General features: G+C 69.4%; 18 protein-coding genes, 1 rRNA gene and 1 riboswitch. Of the genes, 14 read left to right on the forward strand and 5 right to left on the reverse strand.

All coding sequences use genetic code 11. The features are described 5' to 3' along the window. The 11 genes from rrf to AC068Z_RS42135 form a co-directional block, all read left to right on the forward strand. Positions 1-95, forward strand: a 5S ribosomal RNA gene (rrf, locus tag AC068Z_RS42085); the annotation flags it as partial. Positions 96-204: 109 nt separating this feature from the next. Next, complete coding sequence (gene clsA / locus AC068Z_RS42090; RefSeq protein ID WP_478569038.1) at positions 205-813, forward strand: cardiolipin synthase ClsA; 609 nt, start codon at positions 205-207, stop codon at positions 811-813. A gap of 113 nt (positions 814-926) precedes the next feature. After that, complete coding sequence (locus tag AC068Z_RS42095) at positions 927-3,422, forward strand: sugar phosphate nucleotidyltransferase (protein WP_478569041.1); 2,496 nt, start codon at positions 927-929, stop codon at positions 3,420-3,422. 107 nt (positions 3,423-3,529) lie between these two features. After that, entirely contained in the window at positions 3,530-4,429 is a 900-nt protein-coding gene (locus AC068Z_RS42100) for a DUF881 domain-containing protein (protein ID WP_478569044.1), read from the forward strand. Then, entirely contained in the window at positions 4,426-4,758 is a 333-nt protein-coding gene (locus tag AC068Z_RS42105; protein WP_003988855.1) for a small basic family protein, read from the forward strand. Before AC068Z_RS42100 ends, AC068Z_RS42105 begins: the two co-directional genes overlap by 4 nt. A 5-nt stretch (positions 4,759-4,763) precedes the next feature. Beyond that, the gene (locus AC068Z_RS42110) at positions 4,764-5,597 is read left to right on the forward strand and encodes a DUF881 domain-containing protein (RefSeq protein ID WP_478569047.1); all 834 of its coding nucleotides are present in this window, start codon (positions 4,764-4,766) and stop codon (positions 5,595-5,597) included. Positions 5,598-5,658: 61 nt separating this feature from the next. Further along, positions 5,659-6,618 carry an FHA domain-containing protein gene (locus AC068Z_RS42115; protein ID WP_478569050.1) on the forward strand — a complete coding sequence of 320 codons (960 nt, stop codon included), beginning with the start codon at positions 5,659-5,661 and terminating at the stop codon, positions 6,616-6,618. A 20-nt stretch (positions 6,619-6,638) separates the two neighbouring features. Next, positions 6,639-7,376, forward strand: a complete 738-nt coding sequence (ftsR, locus tag AC068Z_RS42120; RefSeq protein WP_478569053.1) for a transcriptional regulator FtsR — start codon at positions 6,639-6,641, stop codon at positions 7,374-7,376. An 83-nt stretch (positions 7,377-7,459) separates the two neighbouring features. Further along, positions 7,460-7,933, forward strand: coding sequence for a bifunctional nuclease family protein (locus AC068Z_RS42125; protein ID WP_004002801.1), 474 nt, complete (start codon positions 7,460-7,462; stop codon positions 7,931-7,933). A 261-nt stretch (positions 7,934-8,194) separates the two neighbouring features. Beyond that, positions 8,195-8,839, forward strand: coding sequence for a MerR family transcriptional regulator (locus tag AC068Z_RS42130; RefSeq protein ID WP_478569056.1), 645 nt, complete (start codon positions 8,195-8,197; stop codon positions 8,837-8,839). Between the two features lie 90 nt (positions 8,840-8,929). Next, positions 8,930-10,306 carry a DNA polymerase IV gene (locus tag AC068Z_RS42135; RefSeq protein WP_478569059.1) on the forward strand — a complete coding sequence of 459 codons (1,377 nt, stop codon included), beginning with the start codon at positions 8,930-8,932 and terminating at the stop codon, positions 10,304-10,306. 114 nt (positions 10,307-10,420) lie between these two features. Here AC068Z_RS42135 and AC068Z_RS42140 read toward each other — a convergent pair whose 3' ends face one another. Further along, positions 10,421-10,795: a PRC-barrel domain-containing protein gene (locus AC068Z_RS42140; protein WP_478569062.1), complete on the reverse strand. Its 375-nt coding sequence runs from the start codon at positions 10,793-10,795 to the stop codon at positions 10,421-10,423. A 113-nt stretch (positions 10,796-10,908) separates the two neighbouring features. After that, positions 10,909-11,004: riboswitch (glycine riboswitch) on the forward strand. A 174-nt stretch (positions 11,005-11,178) separates the two neighbouring features. Here AC068Z_RS42140 and gcvP point away from each other — a divergent pair. Further along, the gene (gene gcvP, locus AC068Z_RS42145) at positions 11,179-14,064 is read left to right on the forward strand and encodes an aminomethyl-transferring glycine dehydrogenase (protein WP_478569065.1); all 2,886 of its coding nucleotides are present in this window, start codon (positions 11,179-11,181) and stop codon (positions 14,062-14,064) included. A gap of 81 nt (positions 14,065-14,145) precedes the next feature. Here gcvP and AC068Z_RS42150 read toward each other — a convergent pair whose 3' ends face one another. From AC068Z_RS42150 to AC068Z_RS42165, 4 genes are all read right to left on the reverse strand, one after another. Then, the gene (locus tag AC068Z_RS42150) at positions 14,146-14,571 is read right to left on the reverse strand and encodes a TOBE domain-containing protein (protein ID WP_478569068.1); all 426 of its coding nucleotides are present in this window, start codon (positions 14,569-14,571) and stop codon (positions 14,146-14,148) included. Positions 14,572-14,689: 118 nt separating this feature from the next. Beyond that, entirely contained in the window at positions 14,690-15,088 is a 399-nt protein-coding gene (locus AC068Z_RS42155; protein WP_478569071.1) for a TOBE domain-containing protein, read from the reverse strand. Between the two features lie 226 nt (positions 15,089-15,314). Then, entirely contained in the window at positions 15,315-17,270 is a 1,956-nt protein-coding gene (locus AC068Z_RS42160) for an APC family permease (RefSeq protein WP_478569074.1), read from the reverse strand. Positions 17,271-17,562: 292 nt separating this feature from the next. Beyond that, positions 17,563-18,105 (reverse strand): hypothetical protein, encoded by a 543-nt coding sequence (locus AC068Z_RS42165; RefSeq protein ID WP_478569077.1) that lies wholly within the window; start codon positions 18,103-18,105, stop codon positions 17,563-17,565. Between the two features lie 228 nt (positions 18,106-18,333). Between AC068Z_RS42165 and AC068Z_RS42170 the strand changes: the two genes are divergently transcribed. After that, positions 18,334-20,166 (forward strand): APC family permease, encoded by a 1,833-nt coding sequence (locus AC068Z_RS42170; RefSeq protein WP_478569080.1) that lies wholly within the window; start codon positions 18,334-18,336, stop codon positions 20,164-20,166. 251 nt (positions 20,167-20,417) lie between these two features. Beyond that, complete coding sequence (kdpF, locus tag AC068Z_RS42175; protein ID WP_033264828.1) at positions 20,418-20,507, forward strand: K(+)-transporting ATPase subunit F; 90 nt, start codon at positions 20,418-20,420, stop codon at positions 20,505-20,507. The last annotated feature ends 151 nt before the right edge of the window (positions 20,508-20,658 follow it).

Genomic DNA, 20,658 nt, shown 5'->3' on the forward strand with positions numbered 1-20,658 from the left:
AAACGCCCGGTTACATTCCGAACCCGGAAGCTAAGCCTTACAGCGCCGATGGTACTGCAGGGGGGACCCTGTGGGAGAGTAGGACGCCGCCGAACTCCTTTTACAGCTCTGGCTCTTGGGCATACTGCCCAGGGGCCAGAGCTTTTTTGCGTTGAGGTAGGGTCAGGGGGCATCGTTCGCACGTTTCCTTCAGGAGGCCCCCGGGTGGAGGTCCAGGAGACCCGTGTCCAGACGGACAGGGTCCTCACCATCCCCAACATCCTCAGCATGGCTCGGCTCGTTGGTGTGCCCGTGTTTCTGTGGCTGATCCTCTGGCCCGAGTTCGGCGGCCCGAAGAGCGATGGCTGGGCCCTGCTGGTGCTGATGCTGAGCGGGATCAGTGACTACCTGGACGGCAAGCTCGCCAGGCGTTGGAACCAGATCAGCAGCCTCGGCCGGCTTCTGGACCCGGCAGCAGACCGGCTCTACATTCTCTCGACTTTGGTCGGACTGACCTGGCGCGAGATTCTGCCGATCTGGCTGACTGCCGCACTTCTCGCCCGCGAGCTGGTTCTGCTGGTGATGGTGGGCATCCTCAGGCGTCATGGCTATCCGCCGCCCCAGGTGAACTTCCTGGGGAAGGCGGCTACTTTCAACCTGATGTATGCCTTCCCGTTGCTCCTGCTCAGCGATGGGAGCGGGTGGCTCCCGTCACTTGCTGCTATTTTCGGATGGGCGTTCGCCGGATGGGGTACAACGCTCTATTGGTGGGCAGGAGTCCTCTACGTGGTACAGGTCCGCCGACTGGTCCGTGCGGACGCCATGGCCGATTGAACCCGCCCTCGATGCGATCCAGCGGCTCGTTGGCCCGCGGCAGAAAAGTGCGGGACAATCTGGACGGGTGAAGTCGGCTAGACCGTCGTCTCTTTGAGGAGGACGCTTCCGACATGAAGGCCGTCGTGATGGCCGGAGGCGAAGGCACGCGCCTTCGTCCCATGACCTCAAGCATGCCCAAGCCGCTCCTGCCGGTGGCCAACCGGCCGATCATGGAGCACGTTCTGCGGCTGCTCAAAAGGCATGGGCTGAACGAGACCGTCGTAACTGTCCAGTTCCTGGCCTCCTTGGTCAAGAACTACTTCGGCGACGGCGAAGAGCTCGGAATGGAGCTCAGCTATGCCAACGAGGAGAAGCCCCTCGGTACCGCTGGAAGCGTCAAGAACGCCGAAGAGGCGTTGAAGGACGATGCCTTCCTGGTGATCTCCGGCGATGCCCTGACCGACTTCGACCTCACCGATCTGATCCGTTTCCACAAGGAGAAGGGCGCGCTCGTCACCGTCTGTCTGACGCGCGTGCCGAACCCTCTGGAATTCGGCATCACCATCGTCGACGAAGAGGGCAAGGTCGAGCGTTTCCTTGAGAAACCGACCTGGGGCCAGGTCTTCTCGGACACGGTGAACACCGGTATTTACGTCATGGAGCCCGAGGTCTTCGACTATGTCGAGGCCGATGTGTCCGTCGACTGGTCCGGCGATGTCTTCCCTCAGCTGATGAAGGAGGGCAAGCCGATCTATGGGTATGTCGCGGAGGGCTACTGGGAGGACGTCGGTACTCACGAGAGCTATGTGAAGGCGCAGGCCGACGTCCTGGAGGGCAAGGTCGACGTCGACCTCGACGGGTTCGAGATCTCCCCTGGTGTGTGGGTGGCGGAGGGTGCCGAGGTGCATCCTGACGCTGTTCTGCGAGGCCCCCTCTACATCGGGGACTACGCCAAGGTCGAGGCCGGCGCCGAAATCCGTGAGCACACCGTCGTGGGCTCCAACGTGGTCGTGAAGAGCGGGGCCTTTCTGCACAAGGCCGTCGTGCACGACAACGTGTATGTGGGGCAGCACAGCAACCTTCGGGGCTGTGTGGTCGGAAAGAACACCGACATCATGCGGGCGGCCCGGATCGAGGACGGCGCCGTGATCGGCGACGAGTGCCTCATCGGTGAAGAGTCGATCATTCAGGGCAATGTGCGGGTCTACCCGTTCAAGATCATTGAGGCTGGTGCGTTCGTCAACACCTCGGTGATCTGGGAGTCCAGGGGCCAGGCGCATCTCTTCGGCGCCCGAGGGGTGTCGGGCATCCTGAATGTGGAGATCACGCCGGAGTTGGCCGTGCGCCTCGCCGGTGCCTATGCGACGACCCTCAAGAAGGGGTCGACCGTCACCACGGCCCGTGACCACTCCCGTGGTGCGCGGGCGCTCAAGCGGGCGGTGATCTCCGCGTTGCAGGCGAGCGCCATCGACGTACGAGACCTCGAGAACGTTCCCCTGCCCGTGGCTCGGCAGCAGACCGCGCGCGGGAGTGCCGGCGGGATCATGATCCGGACGACGCCCGGTGTGCCGGACTCCGTGGACATCATGTTCTTCGACGGGCGGGGCGCCGATCTGTCGCAGGGCAGTCAGCGCAAGCTGGACCGGGTGTTCGCGCGTCAGGAGTACCGGCGTGCGTTCCCGGGTGAGATCGGGGACCTGCACTTCCCGGCCAGCGTCTTCGATTCGTACACGGGTTCGCTGCTGCGGAACGTGGACACGACCGGGATCGCCGAGTCGGGGCTCAAGGTCGTCGTGGATGCCTCCAACGGGAGCGCGGGGCTTGTGCTGCCGAGCCTGCTCGGGAAGCTGGGTGTCGACTCGCTGACCATCAATCCCGGTCTTGACGAGTCCCGGCCCACGGAGACGGCCGACGCCAGGCGCTCGGGTCTCGTGCGGCTCGGCGAGATCGTCGCTTCCGCGCGGGCCGCGTTCGGCGTGCGGTTCGACCCCGTCGGTGAGCGGCTGTCGCTGGTCGACGAGAAGGGGCGGATCGTCGAGGACGACCGTGCGCTGCTCGTCATGCTCGACCTGGTCGCCGCGGAGCGGCGCAGCGGGCGCGTGGCGCTGCCGGTGACGACCACCAGGATCGCCGAGCAGGTGGCGGCGTACCACGGGACGCAGGTGGAGTGGACGACGACCTCGCCCGACGACCTGACCCGGGTCGGGCGTGACGAGACCACGATATTCGGTGGTGACGGCAAGGGCGGATTCATCGTCCCGGAGTTCAGCAGCGTCTTCGACGGTACGGCGGCCTTCGTACGGCTGATCGGTCTGGTGGCCCGGACGCAGCTCACCCTCAGCCAGATCGACGCGCGGATTCCGCGTGCGCATGTCCTCAAGCGCGATCTGGCGACTCCGTGGGCGGTCAAGGGGCTCGTCATGCGGCGGGTCGTGGAGGCGGCCGGAGACCGGTCCGTGGACACCACGGACGGGGTACGCGTGGTGGAGGCCGACGGGCGCTGGGTGATGGTCCTGCCGGACCCGGCCGAGGCGGTCACCCACCTGTGGGCGGAGGGTCCGGACGACGCCTCCGCGCAGGCGCTGCTCGACGAGTGGTCGGCGGTGGTGGACAGCGCCGGTCGCTGAAACGGGCACTACGCGCGCGTGCCGGACAAGTGTCCCCAAGGGGGCCTGTCCGGCACGCCGGTGGGGCCATTCGGAGGTACTGCGCGCGACGTGCGACGATGTGCGGCATGCCGCAGCAGCCCCCCGTTCGGAGCACTCCTACGCGCCCGTCGCGCCCGGACGCCTCCATGTCGCTGCTCACCAACGTCATGGACCACAGCCTCGACGACGGCTATGCCGAGGCGGCGGCCCGGAAGAAGGCCGCTGACGGCGGCCTGCCGAAGACGCTCCGGGCGAAGCTGGGGCTCGCGGCCGGCTTGGTGCTCGCGGCTCTGGTCGTCACCGTGGGTGCGGCTCAGGCGCGGGTCGCGGCTCCCGTGGTGGCGAAGGAGCGCGAGGAGCTGATCGACCGGATCGATCAGGAGACCGAGGCCGCGGACAAGCTCGAGGACAGTGTCGACAAGCTGCGTGACGACGTGAGCGCGCGCCAGCGCGAGGCACTCAAGGAGAGCGGCGGTGAGCAGGCCGAGCTGGTGGGCATCCTCGCCGGAGCCCTCGAGGTGCACGGTCCTGGCGTGAAACTGGTCGTGAACGACGCCAAGGACTCCAGTGGGGGCGGTGACGGGGACCCGCGCGAGACCACCGGGTTCTCCGACACCGGTCGGGTCCGGGACCGGGACATGCAGCGGGTGGTCAACGGGCTGTGGGAGTCGGGGGCCGAGGCCATCTCGATCAACGGACAGCGGCTGACGGCGCTGTCGGCGATCAGGGCAGCCGGTGACGCCATACTGGTCGACAACAAGCCGCTGGTGCCGCCGTACACGGTGCTCGCGGTGGGGGACGGGGAGCAGCTGAGCAGCAGGTTCCAGGACAGCGCGGACGGGCTGTATCTGCATGCCCTGCAGGAGAGCTTCGGCATCCGGACCGCCATCTCCACGGAGGACGATCTCCGGCTGCCCGCCGCACCCAGTGTGACCGTACGAACAGCAAAGCCGAACACCGAGAACACCGAGAAGGGCACATCGTGATCGCCGTACTGGGCCTCGTCGTGGGAGTCGTGGCCGGCCTGTTGGTCCGGCCTGAGGTTCCGGCGGTCGTCGAGCCTTATCTGCCGATCGCCGTCGTCGCGGCGCTGGACGCCGTCTTCGGTGGTCTGCGGGCCATGCTCGACGGCATCTTCGACGACAAGGTCTTCGTGGTCTCGTTCCTGTCCAACGTGGTCGTGGCCGCGCTGATCGTGTTCCTGGGCGACAAGTTGGGCGTGGGGGCGCAGCTGTCCACCGGTGTCGTCGTGGTCCTCGGCATCCGTATCTTCTCGAACGCCGCGGCGATCCGACGGCACGTGTTCCGGGCGTGAGGGCGATGAGCAACCAGGACGAGACGCCCGAGACCGGACTCCGCAAGCAGTTGCCCGACGAGGTCCCGCCCCCGGTGTCCGAGACAGCGCCGCCGGCGCCCGAGGCCAAGACCGAGCTCACCGGCCGCCAGCGGCTCGCCAAGGGGCTGTGGCCGCCGCGGGTCACCCGGGCCCAACTGATCGTCGCCCTGCTGCTGTTCGGCCTCGGCTTCGGTCTGGCGGTGCAGGTCGCGTCCAACAGTGACGGGGACGACGCCCTGCGCGGCGCACGCCAGGAGGATCTTGTCCGCATCCTCGATGAACTGGACGACCGTACTCAGCGTCTTGAGGACGAGAAGCAGGGACTCGAGAAGCAGCGGGACGAACTGGAGAACAGTTCGAACCAGGCCGAGGAGGCTCGCAGGCAGACCGTCGAGAAGGAGCGGCAACTCGGCATTCTGGCGGGCACGGTGGCCGCGCAGGGACCCGGCATCACGGTGACCATCGACGACACGAAGGGGACGGTCGAGGCGGACATGCTGCTCGACGCCATTCAGGAGTTGCGTGCGGCCGGCGCGGAGGCGATCCAGGTGAACGGGGTACGCGTGGTGGCGGGTACCTATCTGACGGATTCGGGGAACTCCGTGAGCGTCGACGGGAACAAGATCAACGCGCCCTATCGTTTCAAGGTCATCGGCAAGCCGCAGGATCTCGAACCGGCGCTCAACATCCCTGGAGGCGTGGTGCAGACTCTCGAGAAGGAGCAGGCCACCGTGACTGTCGAGCGGTCGGACAAGATCGTTGTGGACGCCTTGCGAGCCGCGGAGCGGCCTGACTACGCTCGGTCGTCCTCGCAGTGAATCGGCGGTGCATGGGGGACGTCCGGCGAGGGCATGAGGTTGCGGGGGGTCGGCGCACCGAATGGGTGGTGCGTGGTGGAAACTGTCTGGTGGATACGGACGTTGTGAGGATGTCCGGGTCGGCCGGAGTGTGCAGTCAGGGTTCGTCCTGCCCCACGGGCGGGTCTGTTTCAGTCAAGGGGAATCGCCCGTGAAGTTGTTTGCGAAGTTGTTCGGCAAGAGCGCGCGGCAGGGCAACGAAAATGCCACTGCTCGTCACCGCGCGCAGCCTGACGCAGAGGGCCAGCGGCCGCTGTTCCGGGACCAGGTCGGTGGTCCGGGCGGGGACATTTCCGGAGGTCAGGGCGCGCCGTCTGTTGACCCTGCCCAGTCCGGAGGCATAGGTTTCGGGCAACCGTCAACCTCAAGTACGGGTGGAGGGTTCTCCGCCGACCCGTACGCGTCCAATGCCCCGGCGGGGCAGCCGCGGCAGGAGGATCCGTCCATGTCGGCCCTGGTGTGCACGAGGTGCGGTAACCGCAACGCGGAGAACAGTCGCTTCTGTTCCAACTGCGGTGCTCCGCTGCGGGCGGGTGCCGTGCCCGAGCGTCCGTCCGAGACCACGTCCACGATCTCCATCTCCGGTCTCGAGGCTTACGAGGCCGAGGCCACCGGGCAGACGCCGATCCCGGCGCTGTCCCCCGAGGCGCAGGCGGCCGTCGAGGCGCTGCCGCTCGGCTCCGCGCTCCTGGTGGTGCGCCGTGGGCCGAACTCGGGCAGCCGCTTCCTGCTGGACAGCGACCTGACGACCGCTGGCCGTCACCCGCAGAGCGACATCTTCCTGGACGACGTCACCGTCTCGCGTCGGCACGTGGAGTTCCGCCGGAGCCCGGACGGCTCGTTCACGGTGGCCGACGTGGGCAGTCTGAACGGCACGTACGTCAACCGCGAGCGCATCGACCAGGTCGATCTGTCGAACGGTGACGAGGTGCAGATCGGCAAGTACCGGCTGGTCTTCTACGCGAGCCAGCGAGGCTACTGACCCTCCCCCGGAGAAGGTCCATGCTTCATACACCGAGCGGCGGTGCCGGACACGGCACCGCCGCCACGGACAGCGGGCTGATGAGCATCGGCACGGTGCTGAACGTGCTGCGCGACGAGTTCCCCGAAGTCACCATCTCCAAGATCCGGTTCCTGGAGTCCGAGGGCCTTGTCGAGCCGCGGCGGACCCCGTCGGGGTACCGCAAGTTCAGCGCGGGTGACGTCGAGCGGCTCGGCCATGTGCTGAGGATGCAGCGGGACCACTATCTGCCCCTGAAGGTGATCAGGGAGCACCTGGACGCCATGGAGCGCGGAGAGGCCGTACCCCTGCCGACCGTGGGCCGTCAGCGGGACGGTGAGGGCGGCCCGGAGCTCTCCGAGGCCCCCACGGCCGCTCGGATCGGGCGGAGCGAGCTGCTGGCCGCCGCGGAGATCGATGAGCGGGAACTCGAGGAGTGGGAGTCGTACGGGCTGATCGCGCCGCTGCCGGACGGGGCGTACGACGCCGAGGCGGTCACCGTGGCCGCTCTCGTCACCGAACTGGGGCGGTTCGGGATCGAGCCGCGCCATCTGCGTGTCATGAAGGCCGCCGCGGACCGTGAGGCCGGGCTCGTGGACCAGGTCGTGGCGCCGCTCAGGCGCCACCGCAACCCGCAGACCAGGGCGCTGGCCGAGGCCCGTACGAAGGAGCTGGCGGGGCTCACGGTGAAGCTGCACGCCGCGCTCGTGAAGACCGCGCTCGGGGTGCGGCTGCCCTGAGCCGGAGGGCGCGGAGGGCCGGATCGGCCGCCCGTTTCCTGCCCGACTACCCAAACATCCCGAGCACGGCCTAGGGTTGCTGTGTGAACGAGCTCGATGTCGTAGGTGTCCGGGTCGAAATGCCCTCCAACCAACCGATCGTGCTCCTGCGCGAAGTGGGAGGCGACCGCTACCTCCCCATCTGGATCGGGCCGGGGGAGGCGACGGCCATCGCCTTCGCCCAGCAGGGCATGGCCCCCGCACGACCGCTGACCCACGACCTGTTCAAGGACGTGCTGGAGGCCGTCGGCCAGGAGCTCACCGAAGTGCGCATCACCGACCTGCGTGAAGGCGTCTTCTACGCGGAGCTGGTCTTCGCCAGCGGCGTCGAGGTGAGCGCCCGCCCGTCCGATGCCATAGCGCTGGCATTGCGCACCGGAACGCCGATCTACGGCAGCGACGGAGTGCTCGACGACGCCGGCATCGCCATCCCCGACGAGCAGGAGGACGAGGTGGAGAAGTTCCGCGAGTTCCTCGACCAGATCTCGCCCGAGGACTTCGGCACCAGCAGCCAGTGAGGCGCCCGGGCGCCCCGGCTGACCAGCGGTTCGCGAGGGGCGGTCAGGGGCGGCCGACGGCTCGGGCCGCGGCAATTGCCAGCGGCGAGTGAGAGCGTCCTGCGGCCCGGCCCCAGTGCATTCGGCTAGCCTTTCCCCGCGGTTGGGTACGGGAAACCACTCCTAGGGTGATTATCACTCGGCGTGCCGAGTGTGGCGATCGTTGACGCACCCCTGGTGACTGCCTACCGTCGAGAAGGCAGGTCAAGGACGGAGGTCGGCGTGAGAAGCAGCGGCGACGGTACGGCTGGGGGTGCCCCCGGACGCAGTCTCGGGGAGAGCGGTCCGTACCCGCTTCACGGCAGCGCGGCCGACCACGCTCCGCAGCGACCGGCGGCCGTGCCGAGCAGCGGAGGGGCGACGTCCATGGCGTCGGAGCAGATCGGTTACCGCGGGCCGACGGCCTGTGCGGCCGCCGGCATCACCTATCGGCAACTGGACTACTGGGCGCGCACCGGGCTCGTCGAGCCGAGTGTGCGGCCCGCGTACGGGTCGGGGACGCAGCGCCTGTACAGCTTTCGGGACGTCGTCGTCCTGAAGATCGTCAAGCGGTTCCTGGACACCGGGGTGTCGCTGCAGAACATCCGTACCGCCGTGCAGCATCTGCGGGAGCGGGGCTTTCGTGATCTGGAGCGGATGACGCTCATGAGCGACGGTGCCACGGTCTACGAGTGCACCTCGCCCGACGAGGTCCACGCGCTGCTCCAGGGCGGTCAGGGCATCTTCGGCATCGCGGTCGGGGTGGTGTGGCGGGACGTCGAGAGCGCGCTGTCCCAGCTGCACGGGGAGCGGATCGACACCGGCGAGACGCTCGTCGGCCACAATCCGGCGGACGAGCTGGCGCGGCGGCGGAACCGGGCGGTCTGAGAGCGCCGGGTGGTCTGATCGCCAGGCGGCTGAAAGCCGGGCGGTCGCGCTCCGGGGGCATTGTCAGTGGCGTAGGGCAGCATCGGAGATGTGAGAAGCGCCCCGACGATCCTGCACCTCGACATGGATGCCTTCTTCGCCTCGGCGGAGCAGGCGTCCAAGCCGAGTCTGCGCGGGAAGGCAGTGATCGTCGGCGGGCTCGGGCCGCGTGGGGTGGTGGCGACGGCGTCGTACGAGGCCCGCGTCTTCGGGGTGAACTCGGCGATGCCCATGGCGCAGGCGCGGCGGCTGGCGCCGAACGCCGCGTATCTGGTGCCGCGCTTCGGGTTCTACCGGTCGATCAGCGAGCAGGTCATGGGGCTGCTCAGGGCCCTGTCGCCACTGGTGGAGCCGCTGAGTCTGGATGAGGCCTTCGTGGATCTGGAGGCCGGGGGAGCGGCCTGGGACGCGGAGTCGGCGCGGCTGGCGGGCGTGAAGCTGCGCGCCGACATACGGGCCGTCACGGGGCTGACGGGGTCGGTGGGGCTCGCGGCGTCCAAGATGCTCGCGAAGATCGCCTCGGAGCAGGCCAAGCCGGACGGGCTGGTGCTGATCGAGCCGGGGACCGAGCGGGCGCTGCTCGGGCCGATGTCGGTGCGGACCCTGCCGGGGGTGGGGCCGGCCACGGGGGACCATCTGCGGCGGGCCGGGATCCATACGGTCGACGAGCTGGCCGAGGCGGGGGAGGACGAGCTCGTACGGCTGCTCGGGAAGGCGCATGGGCACGCGCTGTACGCGATGGCGCTGGCCCGGGACGAGCGGCCCGTGGTGGCCGAGCGGGAGACGAAGTCGGTGTCCGTGGAGGACACGTACGACGTCGACATCCACGACCGGGTGCGGGTGGGGCTCGAGGTGCAGCGGCTGGCTGATCGGTGTGTGCGGCGGCTGCGGGGCGCCGGGCTGTCAGGGCGGACGATCGTGCTGAAGGTGCGGCGGTACGACTTCTCGACGCTGACGCGGTCCGAGACCTTGCGGGGGCCCACGGACGATCCTTCGGTGGTGCGGGAGGCGGCTGCCCGGTTGCTGGAGTCGGTGGACACCACGGGGGGTGTGCGGCTGCTGGGGGTGGGGGTGAGCGGGCTCGCTGATTACACGCAGGAGGACCTGTTCGCGCAGGCCGCGGGGGAGCTGGCCACGGAGGGCGGGGCGGAGGAGGGGGACGCGGGGAGTGAGGCTGCGGGCTCGGCGGTGGTCGAGGCCGCCGAGCGGCGGTGGGTCGCGGGGCATGACGTGCGGCATGCGGAGTTCGGGCACGGATGGGTGCAGGGGAGCGGGCTGGGGCGGGTGACCGTGCGGTTCGAGACGCCGGAATCCGAGCCGGGGAGGGTGCGGACGTTTCGGGTGGACGATCCGGAGCTCTCGGTCGCGGAGCCATTGCCCTTGGTGTCGGTCAGACCCGATGTGCCGGTGGACGGGGTCGGGGCGTGACCAGAGGGTGAGGTCGGAGGGGGCTGGTGCTCGCCCGCGCTCGCGGGGTGCCGCTTCTCTGGCTGCGCGGGCCGCCCCAGCGGCACGACCGCCCGCCGCTGCCCGGCAGCGGAGTCATGTGTCCGCGTCTTCCGTGCCTGCCAAGTTGCCGAAGTCGTGGTCCGGGGATGGGGGCGGGGCGATGTCCAGGCCGTAGTGGTGGTAGAGCTGGAGTTCCTGTTCGGGGGAGAGGTGGCGGCCCACTCCGAAGTCGGGGGCGTCCTTGATCAGGGCGCGTTCGAAGGGGACGTGCAGGGTGCCCTCGATCAGCTTGCTGGGTTCCAGGGGGACGAAGGCGTCCCTGCTGAAGAGGCCGGTGCGTATGGCGGCCCACTCCGGTACTCCGGTCGCGTCGTCGAGGTAGACCTCGTCGATCGTGCCGATCTTCGTGCCGTTGCGGTCGAACGCCTTGCGGCCGATCAGGTTGCGCGGATCGATGTCGGTCTGCACGGGCCCTCCACTTGGTCGCAACTCATCCGTAAGCACTACGAAAGAGCACATTGGGTGAAGCGGCCACTCGAACGCCCGGTCGTTGACCTCGCTGGTACCCTGGCAGCGGCTGCTGACCCCGTGCGGGAGAGTCCTCCAGACATCATCGGAGGCGCCGAAGGAGCAAATCCTCCCCGGAATCTCTCAGGCCCACGTACCGCACGGACGAGGTCACTCTGGAAAGCAGAGCGGGTGTCAACGGCTTCCGCTCTCACCGACGGTGAAAGCCGGGTGCCCTCGGGCCCCGGTGAAGCTCTCAGGTTGAGATGACAGAGGGGGAGGCCGTCCGGGTACCCGCGCCGTGGTACCCCTCGCAGGTCGCGTCAGACCAGGAGGCCTCCGCAATGACCGCCCACCGCATTCCGCTCGCAGAGCTCGAACAGGGCATTCCCTTCGAGCAGCGTCATATCGGCCCTGACCACGAGGCTCGGGCCAAGATGCTGGCCCAGGTCGGGTACGGATCGCTCGACGAGCTCACCGCCGCCGCGGTGCCGGACGTGATCAAGAACGCCGACTCCCTCGATCTGCCGGGAGCGCGTACCGAGGCCGAGGTGCTGGCCGAGCTGCGGTCGCTCGCCGACCGTAATCAGGTCCTCGATTCCATGATCGGACTCGGTTACTACGGGACCTTCACCCCGCCGGTGATCCTGCGGAACGTGATGGAGAACCCGGCCTGGTACACCGCCTACACGCCGTACCAGCCGGAGATCTCGCAGGGGCGGCTCGAGGCGCTGCTGAACTTCCAGACCACGGTCGCCGACCTCACGGGGCTGCCCACCTCCGGTGCCTCCCTGCTCGACGAGGGGACCGCCGCGGCCGAGGCCATGGCCCTGTCCCGGCGCATGGGCAAGAACAAGAAGGGCCTCTTCCTGGTCGACGCGGACGTCCTGCCGCAGACCATCGCCGTGATCGAGACCCGCGCCGAGCCGACCGGCGTCGAGGTCGTCGTCGCCGACCTCAGCGCGGGCATCCCGGCCGAGATCGCCTCCCGCGAGATCAACGGCGTACTCCTCCAGTACCCCGGCGCCTCCGGGGCCGTACGGGACATCAAGGCCGTCATCGAGCAGGCCCATGAGCTCGGCGCGCTCGTCACCGTCGCCGCCGATCTGCTCGCGCTGACGCTGCTGACGTCCCCCGGTGAGCTGGGCGCGGACATCGCGGTGGGCACCACGCAGCGCTTCGGTGTTCCGATGGGCTTCGGCGGACCGCACGCCGGCTACATGGCCGTGCACGAGAAGTTCGCGCGCAGCCTGCCCGGACGGCTCGTCGGCGTGTCCGTGGACGCGGACGGGAACAGGGCCTACCGGCTCGCGCTCCAGACGCGTGAGCAGCACATCCGGCGTGAGAAGGCGACCAGCAACATCTGCACGGCGCAGGTGCTGCTCGCCGTCATGGCCGGGATGTACGCCGTCTACCACGGCCCCGAGGGGCTGAAGAGCATCGCCCGGCGCGTGCACCGGTACGCCACGATCCTCGCCGCGGGGCTCACCGCGGGCGGCGTGGAGGTCGTGCACGGTTCCTTCTTCGACACGGTCACCGCGCGGGTTCCCGGGCGGGCCGCCGAGGTCGTCGCCGCCGCTCGCGAGAACGGCGTCAACCTGCGGCTCGTCGACGCCGACCACGTCTCCGCCGCCTGCGACGAGACCACCGCGCGGGCCCAGCTGGCCGCCGTGTGGAGCGCGTTCGGCGTCGAGGGGGACATCGAGGCGCTGGACGCCGAGGTCGAGGACGCGCTGTCGCAGGAGGCCCTGCGCGGTGACGAGTACCTGACCCACCCGGTCTTCCACGAGCACCGTTCCGAGACCGCGATGCTGCGCTACCTGCGCCGCCTCGCGGACCGTGACTACGCGCTCGACCGCGGCATGATCCCGTTGGGCTCCTGCACGATGAAGCTCAACGCCACGACCGAGATGGAGCCGGTCACCTGGCCCGAGTTCGGGCAGCTGCACCCCTTCGCCCCCGCCGAGCAGGCGGAGGGCTACCTCACGCTGATCCGTGAGCTGGAGGAGCGTCTCGCCGAGGTCACCGGCTACGACAAGGTCTCGCTGCAGCCCAACGCCGGGTCGCAGGGTGAGCTGGCCGGTCTGCTCGCCGTACGCGGGTACCACCGCGCCAACGGGGACGAGCAGCGGACCGTCTGCCTCATTCCCTCCTCCGCGCACGGCACCAACGCCGCCAGCGCCGTGATGGCCGGGATGAAGGTCGTCGTCGTCAAGACCGCCGGGGACGGCGAGATCGACGTCGAGGACCTGCGGGCGAAGATCGAGCAGTACCGCGACGAGCTGTCGGTGCTGATGATCACGTACCCCTCGACGCACGGTGTCTTCGAGGAGCACGTCGCCGACATCTGCGCGCAGGTGCACGAGGCGGGCGGGCAGGTCTACGTCGACGGCGCCAACCTCAACGCCCTGGTGGGGCTGGCCAAGCCGGGGCACTTCGGTGGTGACGTCTCGCATCTGAACCTGCACAAGACCTTCTGCATCCCGCACGGCGGCGGCGGTCCGGGCGTCGGTCCGGTGGCGGTGCGCGAGCACCTGGCGCCGTACCTGCCCAACCACCCGATGCAGCCGGCCGCCGGGCCGGAGACCGGGGTCGGGCCGATCTCGGCGGCGCCGTGGGGTTCGGCCGGGATCCTGCCGATCTCGTGGGCGTACGTCCGGCTCATGGGCGGCGAGGGGCTGAAGCGGGCCACGCAGGTGGCCGTGCTGTCCGCCAACTACATCGCCAAGCGGCTCGAGCCGCACTATCCGGTGCTCTACAACGGGCCGGGCGGTCTGGTCGCGCACGAGTGCATCATCGATCTGCGGCCGCTGACGAAGGCGACCGGGGTGAGCGTCGACGACGTGGCCAAGCGGCTCATCGACTACGGCTTCCACGCGCCGACGATGTCCTTCCCGGTGGCCGGCACGCTGATGATCGAGCCGACCGAGTCCGAGGACCTCGGCGAGCTGGACCGGTTCTGCGAGGCGATGATCGCGATTCGCGCGGAGATCGAGAAGGTCGGTGCCGGGGAGTGGGCCGCGGATGACAACCCGCTGCGGAACGCTCCGCACACCTCCGCCGCGCTGGGCGGGGAGTGGGAGCACGCGTACAGCCGTACGGAGGCCGTGTTCCCGGCCGGTGTCTCGGCCGCGGACAAGTACTGGCCGCCGGTGCGCCGTATCGACCAGGCCTTCGGTGACCGCAACCTCGTGTGCTCGTGCCCGCCGCTGGACGCGTACGAGGACTGATTCGGCGTAGGTAGCGCGTGAGGGGCTCCGCCCGGGCTTTACGGCTCGGGTGGAGCCCCTGCTTCATTTCCTGCGGTTGTCCTACGGGGTCGCCAGTGCGATCTCGGTCGACTTGATGAGGGCCACGACGGGGGCGCCGGGGGTCAGGACCAGGGCGGTGGCCGCGTCGGTGGTGATGGCGGCGGTCAGTTCGCCGCCGGTCACCGTGATCTTGACGGCGGTCATCGAGGGGCCGGTACTGACGGTGCTGACGTTGCCCGGGAGCTGATTGCGGATCGACACTCCCGAGACGGGGGCGGTGGCGAGGGCGACCTCGGTGGACTTCACCAGGACGCGTACGGCGCTGCCCGGGGCGAGGGCCAGGTCGTCGAGGGCCTCCCTGGTGATCGCGGCGGTGATGTTGTGACCGCCGGAGAGAACGACTCTGACCGTCGCCATGACCTCGCCGGGGGTGATGGTGGTGACGGTGCCGGGGAGCTGGTTTCGGATGCTCAGTCTCTGGGGCATGGGGCGCCTTGCCTTCGGGGGCGGTGGATGGGGCGTCCCACGGTAGTCGGGTGGGGGGATTATGCCGGGTATGTGTGAGTTTGCGTCGCCATGCTGGCTGCCTCGGGGCGGTCTGCGCCTACGTTCGGTCGATGTGTACGTTTGTCGACTTCACGCGGGCCGTCGCCTCCATGCCGACCTCCAGGCCCAGCTCCTCCACGGCCTCGCGGGTGAGCAGGGAGACGAGGCGGTGCTGGCCCGCCTGGATCTCGACCTGGGCCGCCACGTCACCGAGCTTGATCGCGGTCACGATGCCGGGGAAGGCGTTGCGGGCGGAGGTGTAGGGGGCCTCCTCGTCTGGCGCGGTCGCCGTCTTGGCGAGTTCCACGGAGAAGGCGGCCAGGTCCCGCCCGTCGATGAGCCGTCGGCCGCTGTCGTCGCGGTGGGTCGCCACCCGCCCCGCGTCCGCCCAGCGGCGGGCGGTGTCCGGGCTAACGCCGAGGAGCCGGGCGGCCTGGCCGATCGTGTAGGACTGCATGCCGATCACGATAGGGCGTCGGCCCGGGCGGGGGTGGGGCGGTGCGTCCCGCTCACGCGGCCGGCCGGGCGGGTGTGGGGGTGGTGCGTCCGGGCCGCGGTGTCGGGCTGTGCGGGCTCGGGGGTGGTGCCTCCGGGCACGGTGTCGGCCTGTGCGGGTGGGGTGGGGGTGGGCCGGCGACCAGGTCATTCGGCGTGGACGCCGGGGCGATGCTCCGGTCCGCCTGTCAGCCTGTGTGGACGCGTGGGCGGCGGGCTCGGTCCGGTTCGGCCTCGCGCAGGACCTCTCGGGTCACCGGGGCGACCTCGCCCTGGCCGAAGAGGAAGAAGCGGAGGAAGTTGGCGAAGGGGCTGCCCTCGGTCCACTCGAAGTAGATGTGCGGGGTGCAGCCCGTCGTGTCGCGGACGTGGAGGAGCAGGGCGGCCAGGGCGTTGGGGATGGAGGAGGACTCCAGGGTCAGGACGCGGTAGCGGTTGTGCAGGACCTCGCCGCGGACCGTCAGACCTGCCTCGAACTCCGAGGGGTCGGTCACCGTCACCTCGACGAAGACGAAGTCCTCAGAGCTCGGGATGTCGTTGTCCTGCCGGATCTGCTCGATCTTGTCGCGGTACTCGGCCAGGTCGCGGTTGTCGGGCTCGTTGGCGATGAACCGCATCTTCCGGCTGGCCATGTCACGGATGAATCGTTCCGCCATGTCGTCGAGCGTCACGCTGGTCACGCGCAGCTCGAAGGCCCGCAGCAGCCGGGAGAGCAGCGAGATCAGGATGATGCCCGCGATGAAGCAGGCGCCGATCTTCACACCGTCCGGACGCTCGATGACGTTCACGATCGTCGTGTAGAGGAACACGGCCGAGATCACGGCGAAGCCGATGGTCCAGTTCCGCTGGCCCGCCTTGCGGGCCGCGATGGTCACCGCGATGGCCGCGGAGCTGATCAGCACCAGGACGCCGGTGGCGTAGGCGCCGCCCTGCGCGTCGACGTCGGCGTCGAAGATCCAGGTGACCAGGAAGCCGACCAGGGTGAAGACGATGACCATCGGGCGCACCGCGCGGGCCCAGTGCGGGGCCATGCCGTAGCGCGGCAGATAGCGGGGCATCAGGTTCAGCAGGCCCGCCATCGCGGAGGCGCCGGCGAACCAGAGGATGGCGATGGTCGAGACGTCGTACACCGTGCCGAAGGCGTTGCCCAGGTAGTCGTGGGCCAGGTACGCGAGCGCGCGGCCGTTGGCCTGGCCGCCCTCCTCGAACTCCTTCTCCGGGATCAGCAGCGTGGTGATGAAGCTGGTGCAGATCAGGAAGCAGCTCATGATCAGCGCGGCCGCGGTGAGCAGCTTCTTGGTGTCCCGGATTCGGCCCCTGGGATGTTCCTCGGTGTCCCCCTCGTCGCCCCTGACGTGCGGCATCACGGCGACGCCGGTCTCGAAGCCGGAGAGGCCGAGGGCGAGCTTCGGGAAGACGATCAGGGCCATCCCGATCATGACGAAGACGTTGCCGTGCTCGGCGGTCAGGGCGTCGGTCCAGTCGGTGACGACATGTCCCTCGGTGACGACGTGGTAGATGCCTACCGCCACGACGACCGCGTTCAGCGCCAGATAGGTCCCCACCAGGGCGACGGCGACGCCGATCGCCTCCAGGAAGCCCTTGAGGAACACCGCGCCGAGCAGCGCGACGAGGATGAGGGTGATCAGCAGCTGCTTGTCGTGCAGGGCGTCGTTCAGGTGCGGGTTCTCGACCAGGTGGGTCGAGGCGTCCGCCGCCGAGAGCGTGATGGTGATCAGGAAGTCGGTGGCGGCGAAACCGAGCAGGGTGAGGACGAACAGCTTGCCCTTCCAGAAGGACAGCAGCCGTTCCAGCATCGCGATCGAGCCCTCGCCGTGAGGGCTCTCCTCGGCGACCCGCCGGTAGACGGGCAGGGCGCCGGCGAGGGTGACGATCACCAGCACGATGGTCGCGATCGGTGACAGCAGGCCGGCCGCGAGGGCCGCGATGCCGGGCTGGTAGCCGAGGGTGGAGAAGTAGTCGACGCCGGTCAGGCACATCACCCGGTACCAGGGCTGACCCTTGTGGGCCGGCTCGGGTTCGGCGTGCGGGCCCTGGGGTCCGTAGCCCTTGCCCATCTCCGACAGGCCCTCCAGCATCCAGGCGCGCAGGCGACTGGGCGGGGGCTGCTCCGTGACGGCCATGGGGGGACTCCTGATGCGCAGGTCAGCGTGTGCTTTTCGGCCATCACGCGGTGGCGGCACCAGCGTAAGCGGAGAGTGACGCCCGGGCCCACGGATGAGGGGGCTGTCGGCGTCAAGCTTCCGTTAAGACTGGCCGGTCGCCGTACGAGGTGTACCTGGCAGGGGGCCTTACGGGTGTCCGGGGCGGCCCCTGTCCCTGTACGGGGGGCAGGGCGCCGGGGCGCGGGGGCGGGCACCCAGCGTCATTCCTGGAGCGCGTCGTCGGGAAGTGTGGTGCTCGGGCAGCGGATCGTTACCGCAGCCCCGAGACCTTGAACACCGTCCGCGCGGTCTCGCGGTCGATGCGTTCGGCGATACGACGCAGTGCCGTGCCCCCGCACAGCAGCGAGCCCGCGGACACGGATCGCCGGGCGTCCTCGTCGAGCCGGAGCCACAGATCGGGGTTGTTCATCAGGACCTGCGGGTCCAGCTCGACCCGGTTGCCGAACGCGTCCCTCAGCACGAGCCGTTGGGCGACCCCGTCCAAGCAGCGCACCGACACCAGCAGGTCGGTACGGACCCGCCGGGTGCGCAGCAGCCCACGGGTCTCCAGCCAGCCCTCACCCGCGGTGATCCGCGCCGGACACAGCACGCCGAAGAGCAGCCCGGAGAGCGCGACCCACAGGGCGGTGCGCCACGGCGTGAGGTCGCCGGCCAGCCTGCCGACGAGCAGCAGCAGCCCGAGCAGTGCGGCCGAGCAGCGCACGGAGTCGAGCAGGTCGGGTGCCCACTGGCTGTCCTCCACCACCTGGCCCCGCTGTCGTTCCGGAGTGCCAGTGAGTTCGCTGTGTTCCATGCGGCTGACGGTAGGGACCGGCCGCGTCCGTCCCGCACACCTTTGACACGACCCTGACGGGGCGTCACCCCTTCTTGACGCCCTGGCAGCGGGGCCGTGGGATGCGCCCCGTCAAGGCCGCGTCAGGGTCGGCCAGATCGGCGCGAAGAACGCGCAAGAAGAGGCCGGCCGTTCACCGGACCGGACCCAACCTGAAGGCCCGAACGTCGTACGAAGGAGCACCCGTCCATGTCCGTGCTGACCGTCGAACCGGACGCCGTCCCCGCCGGCGAGGAACCGCCGGACACCGGCGAGCGCCATCGCCTCACCGCCGTCACGGGTCTGGCGGCGCTGTCCCTGGACGCCATGGCGTCGGTGGCCTACGGGCCCGAGGCGATCGTGCTGGTCCTCGCCGCCGCCGGCGCCCATGGGCTCGGCTTCACCCTGCCGGTCACGCTGGCCATCGCGGCCCTGCTGGCGGTACTGGTCGCCTCGTACCGGCAGGTCATCGCGGCCTTCCCGGACGGCGGCGGGTCGTACGCCGTCGCCAAAAGGCATCTGGGCACCCGGACGAGCCTGGTGGCCGCCGCCTCCCTCGTGCTGGACTACGTCCTCAACGTGGCCGTCGCCGTCACCGCCGGTGTGGCCGCCCTGACCTCAGCCTTCCCGGGGCTCTACGCGGAGCGGCTGTGGCTGTGCCTCGGCGTGCTGGTGCTGATCACCGGAGTCAATCTGCGCGGCATCGTGGAGTCGGCGCGGGCGTTCATCGCGCCGACCGTCGTCTTCGTCGGCTCGATCCTCGTCCTGATAGGAGTCGGCCTCTTCCGGTCCGCGCCGGTCAGCACCGCCGCCGCCGAGGGGCACGCCTCGGTGCTCACCGACAACGCCACGACCGTCGGCGCGCTGCTGTTGCTGAAGGCGTTCGCCTCCGGCTGCAGTGCCCTCACCGGAGTCGAAGCCATCGCCAACGCCGTCCCCGCCTTCCGGACCCCGCGCGTCAAGCGCGCCCAACACGCCGAGGTCGCGCTCGGCGCGGTGCTCGGCGTGCTGCTGATCGGGCTGTCGGTGCTGATCTCCCGCTTCCATCTCCAGCCGGTCGAGGGTGTCACCGTCCTCGCCCAGCTCGCGGACGCCTCCCTCGGCCACAACTGGGCCTTCTACGTCATCCAGTTCGCCACGATGATCCTGCTGGCCCTGTCCGCGAACACCTCCTTCGGTGGCCTCCCGGTGCTGCTGAAGCTGCTGGCCCGCGACAACTACCTCCCGCACGTCTTCGCCCTCAAGGCCGACCGCCAAGTCCACCGGCACGGGGTGCTCGCCCTGGCCGTCGTCTCCGCCGCGCTGCTCGTCTTCTCCGGAGGTGACACCAACACCCTGGTGCCGCTGTTCGCCATCGGCGTGTTCGTCGGGTTCACCATCGCGCAGGTGGGCATGGTCCGGCACTGGCGTCAGCAGCACGCCCCTGGCCGGGCCCTGCTCAACGGCTTCGGCGCCCTGCTCACCGGCGTCTCCGCGGTCGTCGTCACGGCGACCAAATTCCAGGAGGGCGCCTGGCTGATCGTGATCACCTTGCCGCTGCTGGTGCTGGCCTTCCAGGCCGTGCACCGGGCCTACGCCGGCATCGGTGACCGGCTCGGCCTCGGCCGAGTCCCCGAGGCGCCGCACCGGGACCGCTCCCTCGTGATCGTCCCGGTCTCCTCGCTGTCCCGGCTGACCTCCGAGGCCCTGACCGCCGCCGCCTCCCTCGGCGACGAGGTCCGCGCGGTCACCGTCTGCCACCCCGACGCCGAGGACCGGGCCGCGCTGTACGCACTGGAACTGGGCTGGGCCGAGTGGGACCCGGGCGTGCCGCTGGTCCGGCTGAACTGCGAGCGTCGCTCGCTGGGCCGTCCCATCGCCGCCTACGTCCGTGAGGTGAGGGCGGCGGAGCCGGCCACGCGGGTCACCGTGCTGATCCCGGAGACCGAGCCGGAGCGGGTGTGGCAGCGGCTGCTCCAGAACCAGCGGGGCGCCGTGGTGGCGCACGCCGTGCGGCGGGAGACGGACGCGGTCATCTGCCGGCTGCGGTGCCGGACGCGCTGAGGCGACCGACGGACAGCGGCGTGACGGAGACCGGCCTCACCTGGGCGTATGGGATCCGTCAAAGCCGCGCAGAGCCCCGTAAGGGACCCGTCAACGACGGTCTTTTCCGGTCAGGAAGGCGGTTTCCTCTAAGCGTCCCTGACCGTCCGAACCTCACTCCAGGAGCTCACGATGGCCGATCTGGCCTTCGTCGTCACCACGGTCGCGTCCTTCGCGCTGGTGGTTCTCATCGCCAAGGGGGTGGCGAAGCTGTGACCGCCGAGAACATCGTCGGCCTCGTCGTGGCCGTCGCCCTGCTGGGCTATCTCGTCCTCGCCCTTGTCTTCCCGGAGAGGTTCTGAGAGCTGCAATGGGTCCCGTACTCGCCGGCGTCCTCCAGCTGCTCGCCCTCATAGCCGCACTGGCGCTCGCCTACGTCCCCCTCGGCAACTACATGGCCAGGGTCTTCTCCTCCGACCGGCACTGGCGCGTCGAGAAGTGGATCTACCGGGG

The organism is Streptomyces sp. NPDC043726 (assembly GCF_056436565.1).

Bases quoted from the DNA above. Each gene is read 5' to 3' on its own strand.
- AC068Z_RS42095 (WP_478569041.1), top strand. From the start codon at position 927: ATGAAGGCCGTCGTGATGGCCGGAGGCGAAGGCACGCGCCTTCGTCCC.
- AC068Z_RS42100 (WP_478569044.1), top strand. From the start codon at position 3,530: ATGCCGCAGCAGCCCCCCGTTCGGAGCACTCCTACGCGCCCGTCGCGC.
- AC068Z_RS42110 (WP_478569047.1), top strand. From the start codon at position 4,764: ATGAGCAACCAGGACGAGACGCCCGAGACCGGACTCCGCAAGCAGTTG.
- AC068Z_RS42115 (WP_478569050.1), top strand. From the start codon at position 5,659: ATGGGTGGTGCGTGGTGGAAACTGTCTGGTGGATACGGACGTTGTGAG.
- ftsR (WP_478569053.1), top strand. From the start codon at position 6,639: ATGCTTCATACACCGAGCGGCGGTGCCGGACACGGCACCGCCGCCACG.
- gcvP (WP_478569065.1), top strand. From the start codon at position 11,179: ATGACCGCCCACCGCATTCCGCTCGCAGAGCTCGAACAGGGCATTCCC.
- AC068Z_RS42150 (WP_478569068.1), bottom strand. From the start codon at position 14,571: ATGCCCCAGAGACTGAGCATCCGAAACCAGCTCCCCGGCACCGTCACC.
- AC068Z_RS42155 (WP_478569071.1), bottom strand. From the start codon at position 15,088: ATGCAGTCCTACACGATCGGCCAGGCCGCCCGGCTCCTCGGCGTTAGC.
- AC068Z_RS42160 (WP_478569074.1), bottom strand. From the start codon at position 17,270: ATGGCCGTCACGGAGCAGCCCCCGCCCAGTCGCCTGCGCGCCTGGATG.
- AC068Z_RS42165 (WP_478569077.1), bottom strand. From the start codon at position 18,105: ATGGAACACAGCGAACTCACTGGCACTCCGGAACGACAGCGGGGCCAG.
- AC068Z_RS42170 (WP_478569080.1), top strand. From the start codon at position 18,334: ATGTCCGTGCTGACCGTCGAACCGGACGCCGTCCCCGCCGGCGAGGAA.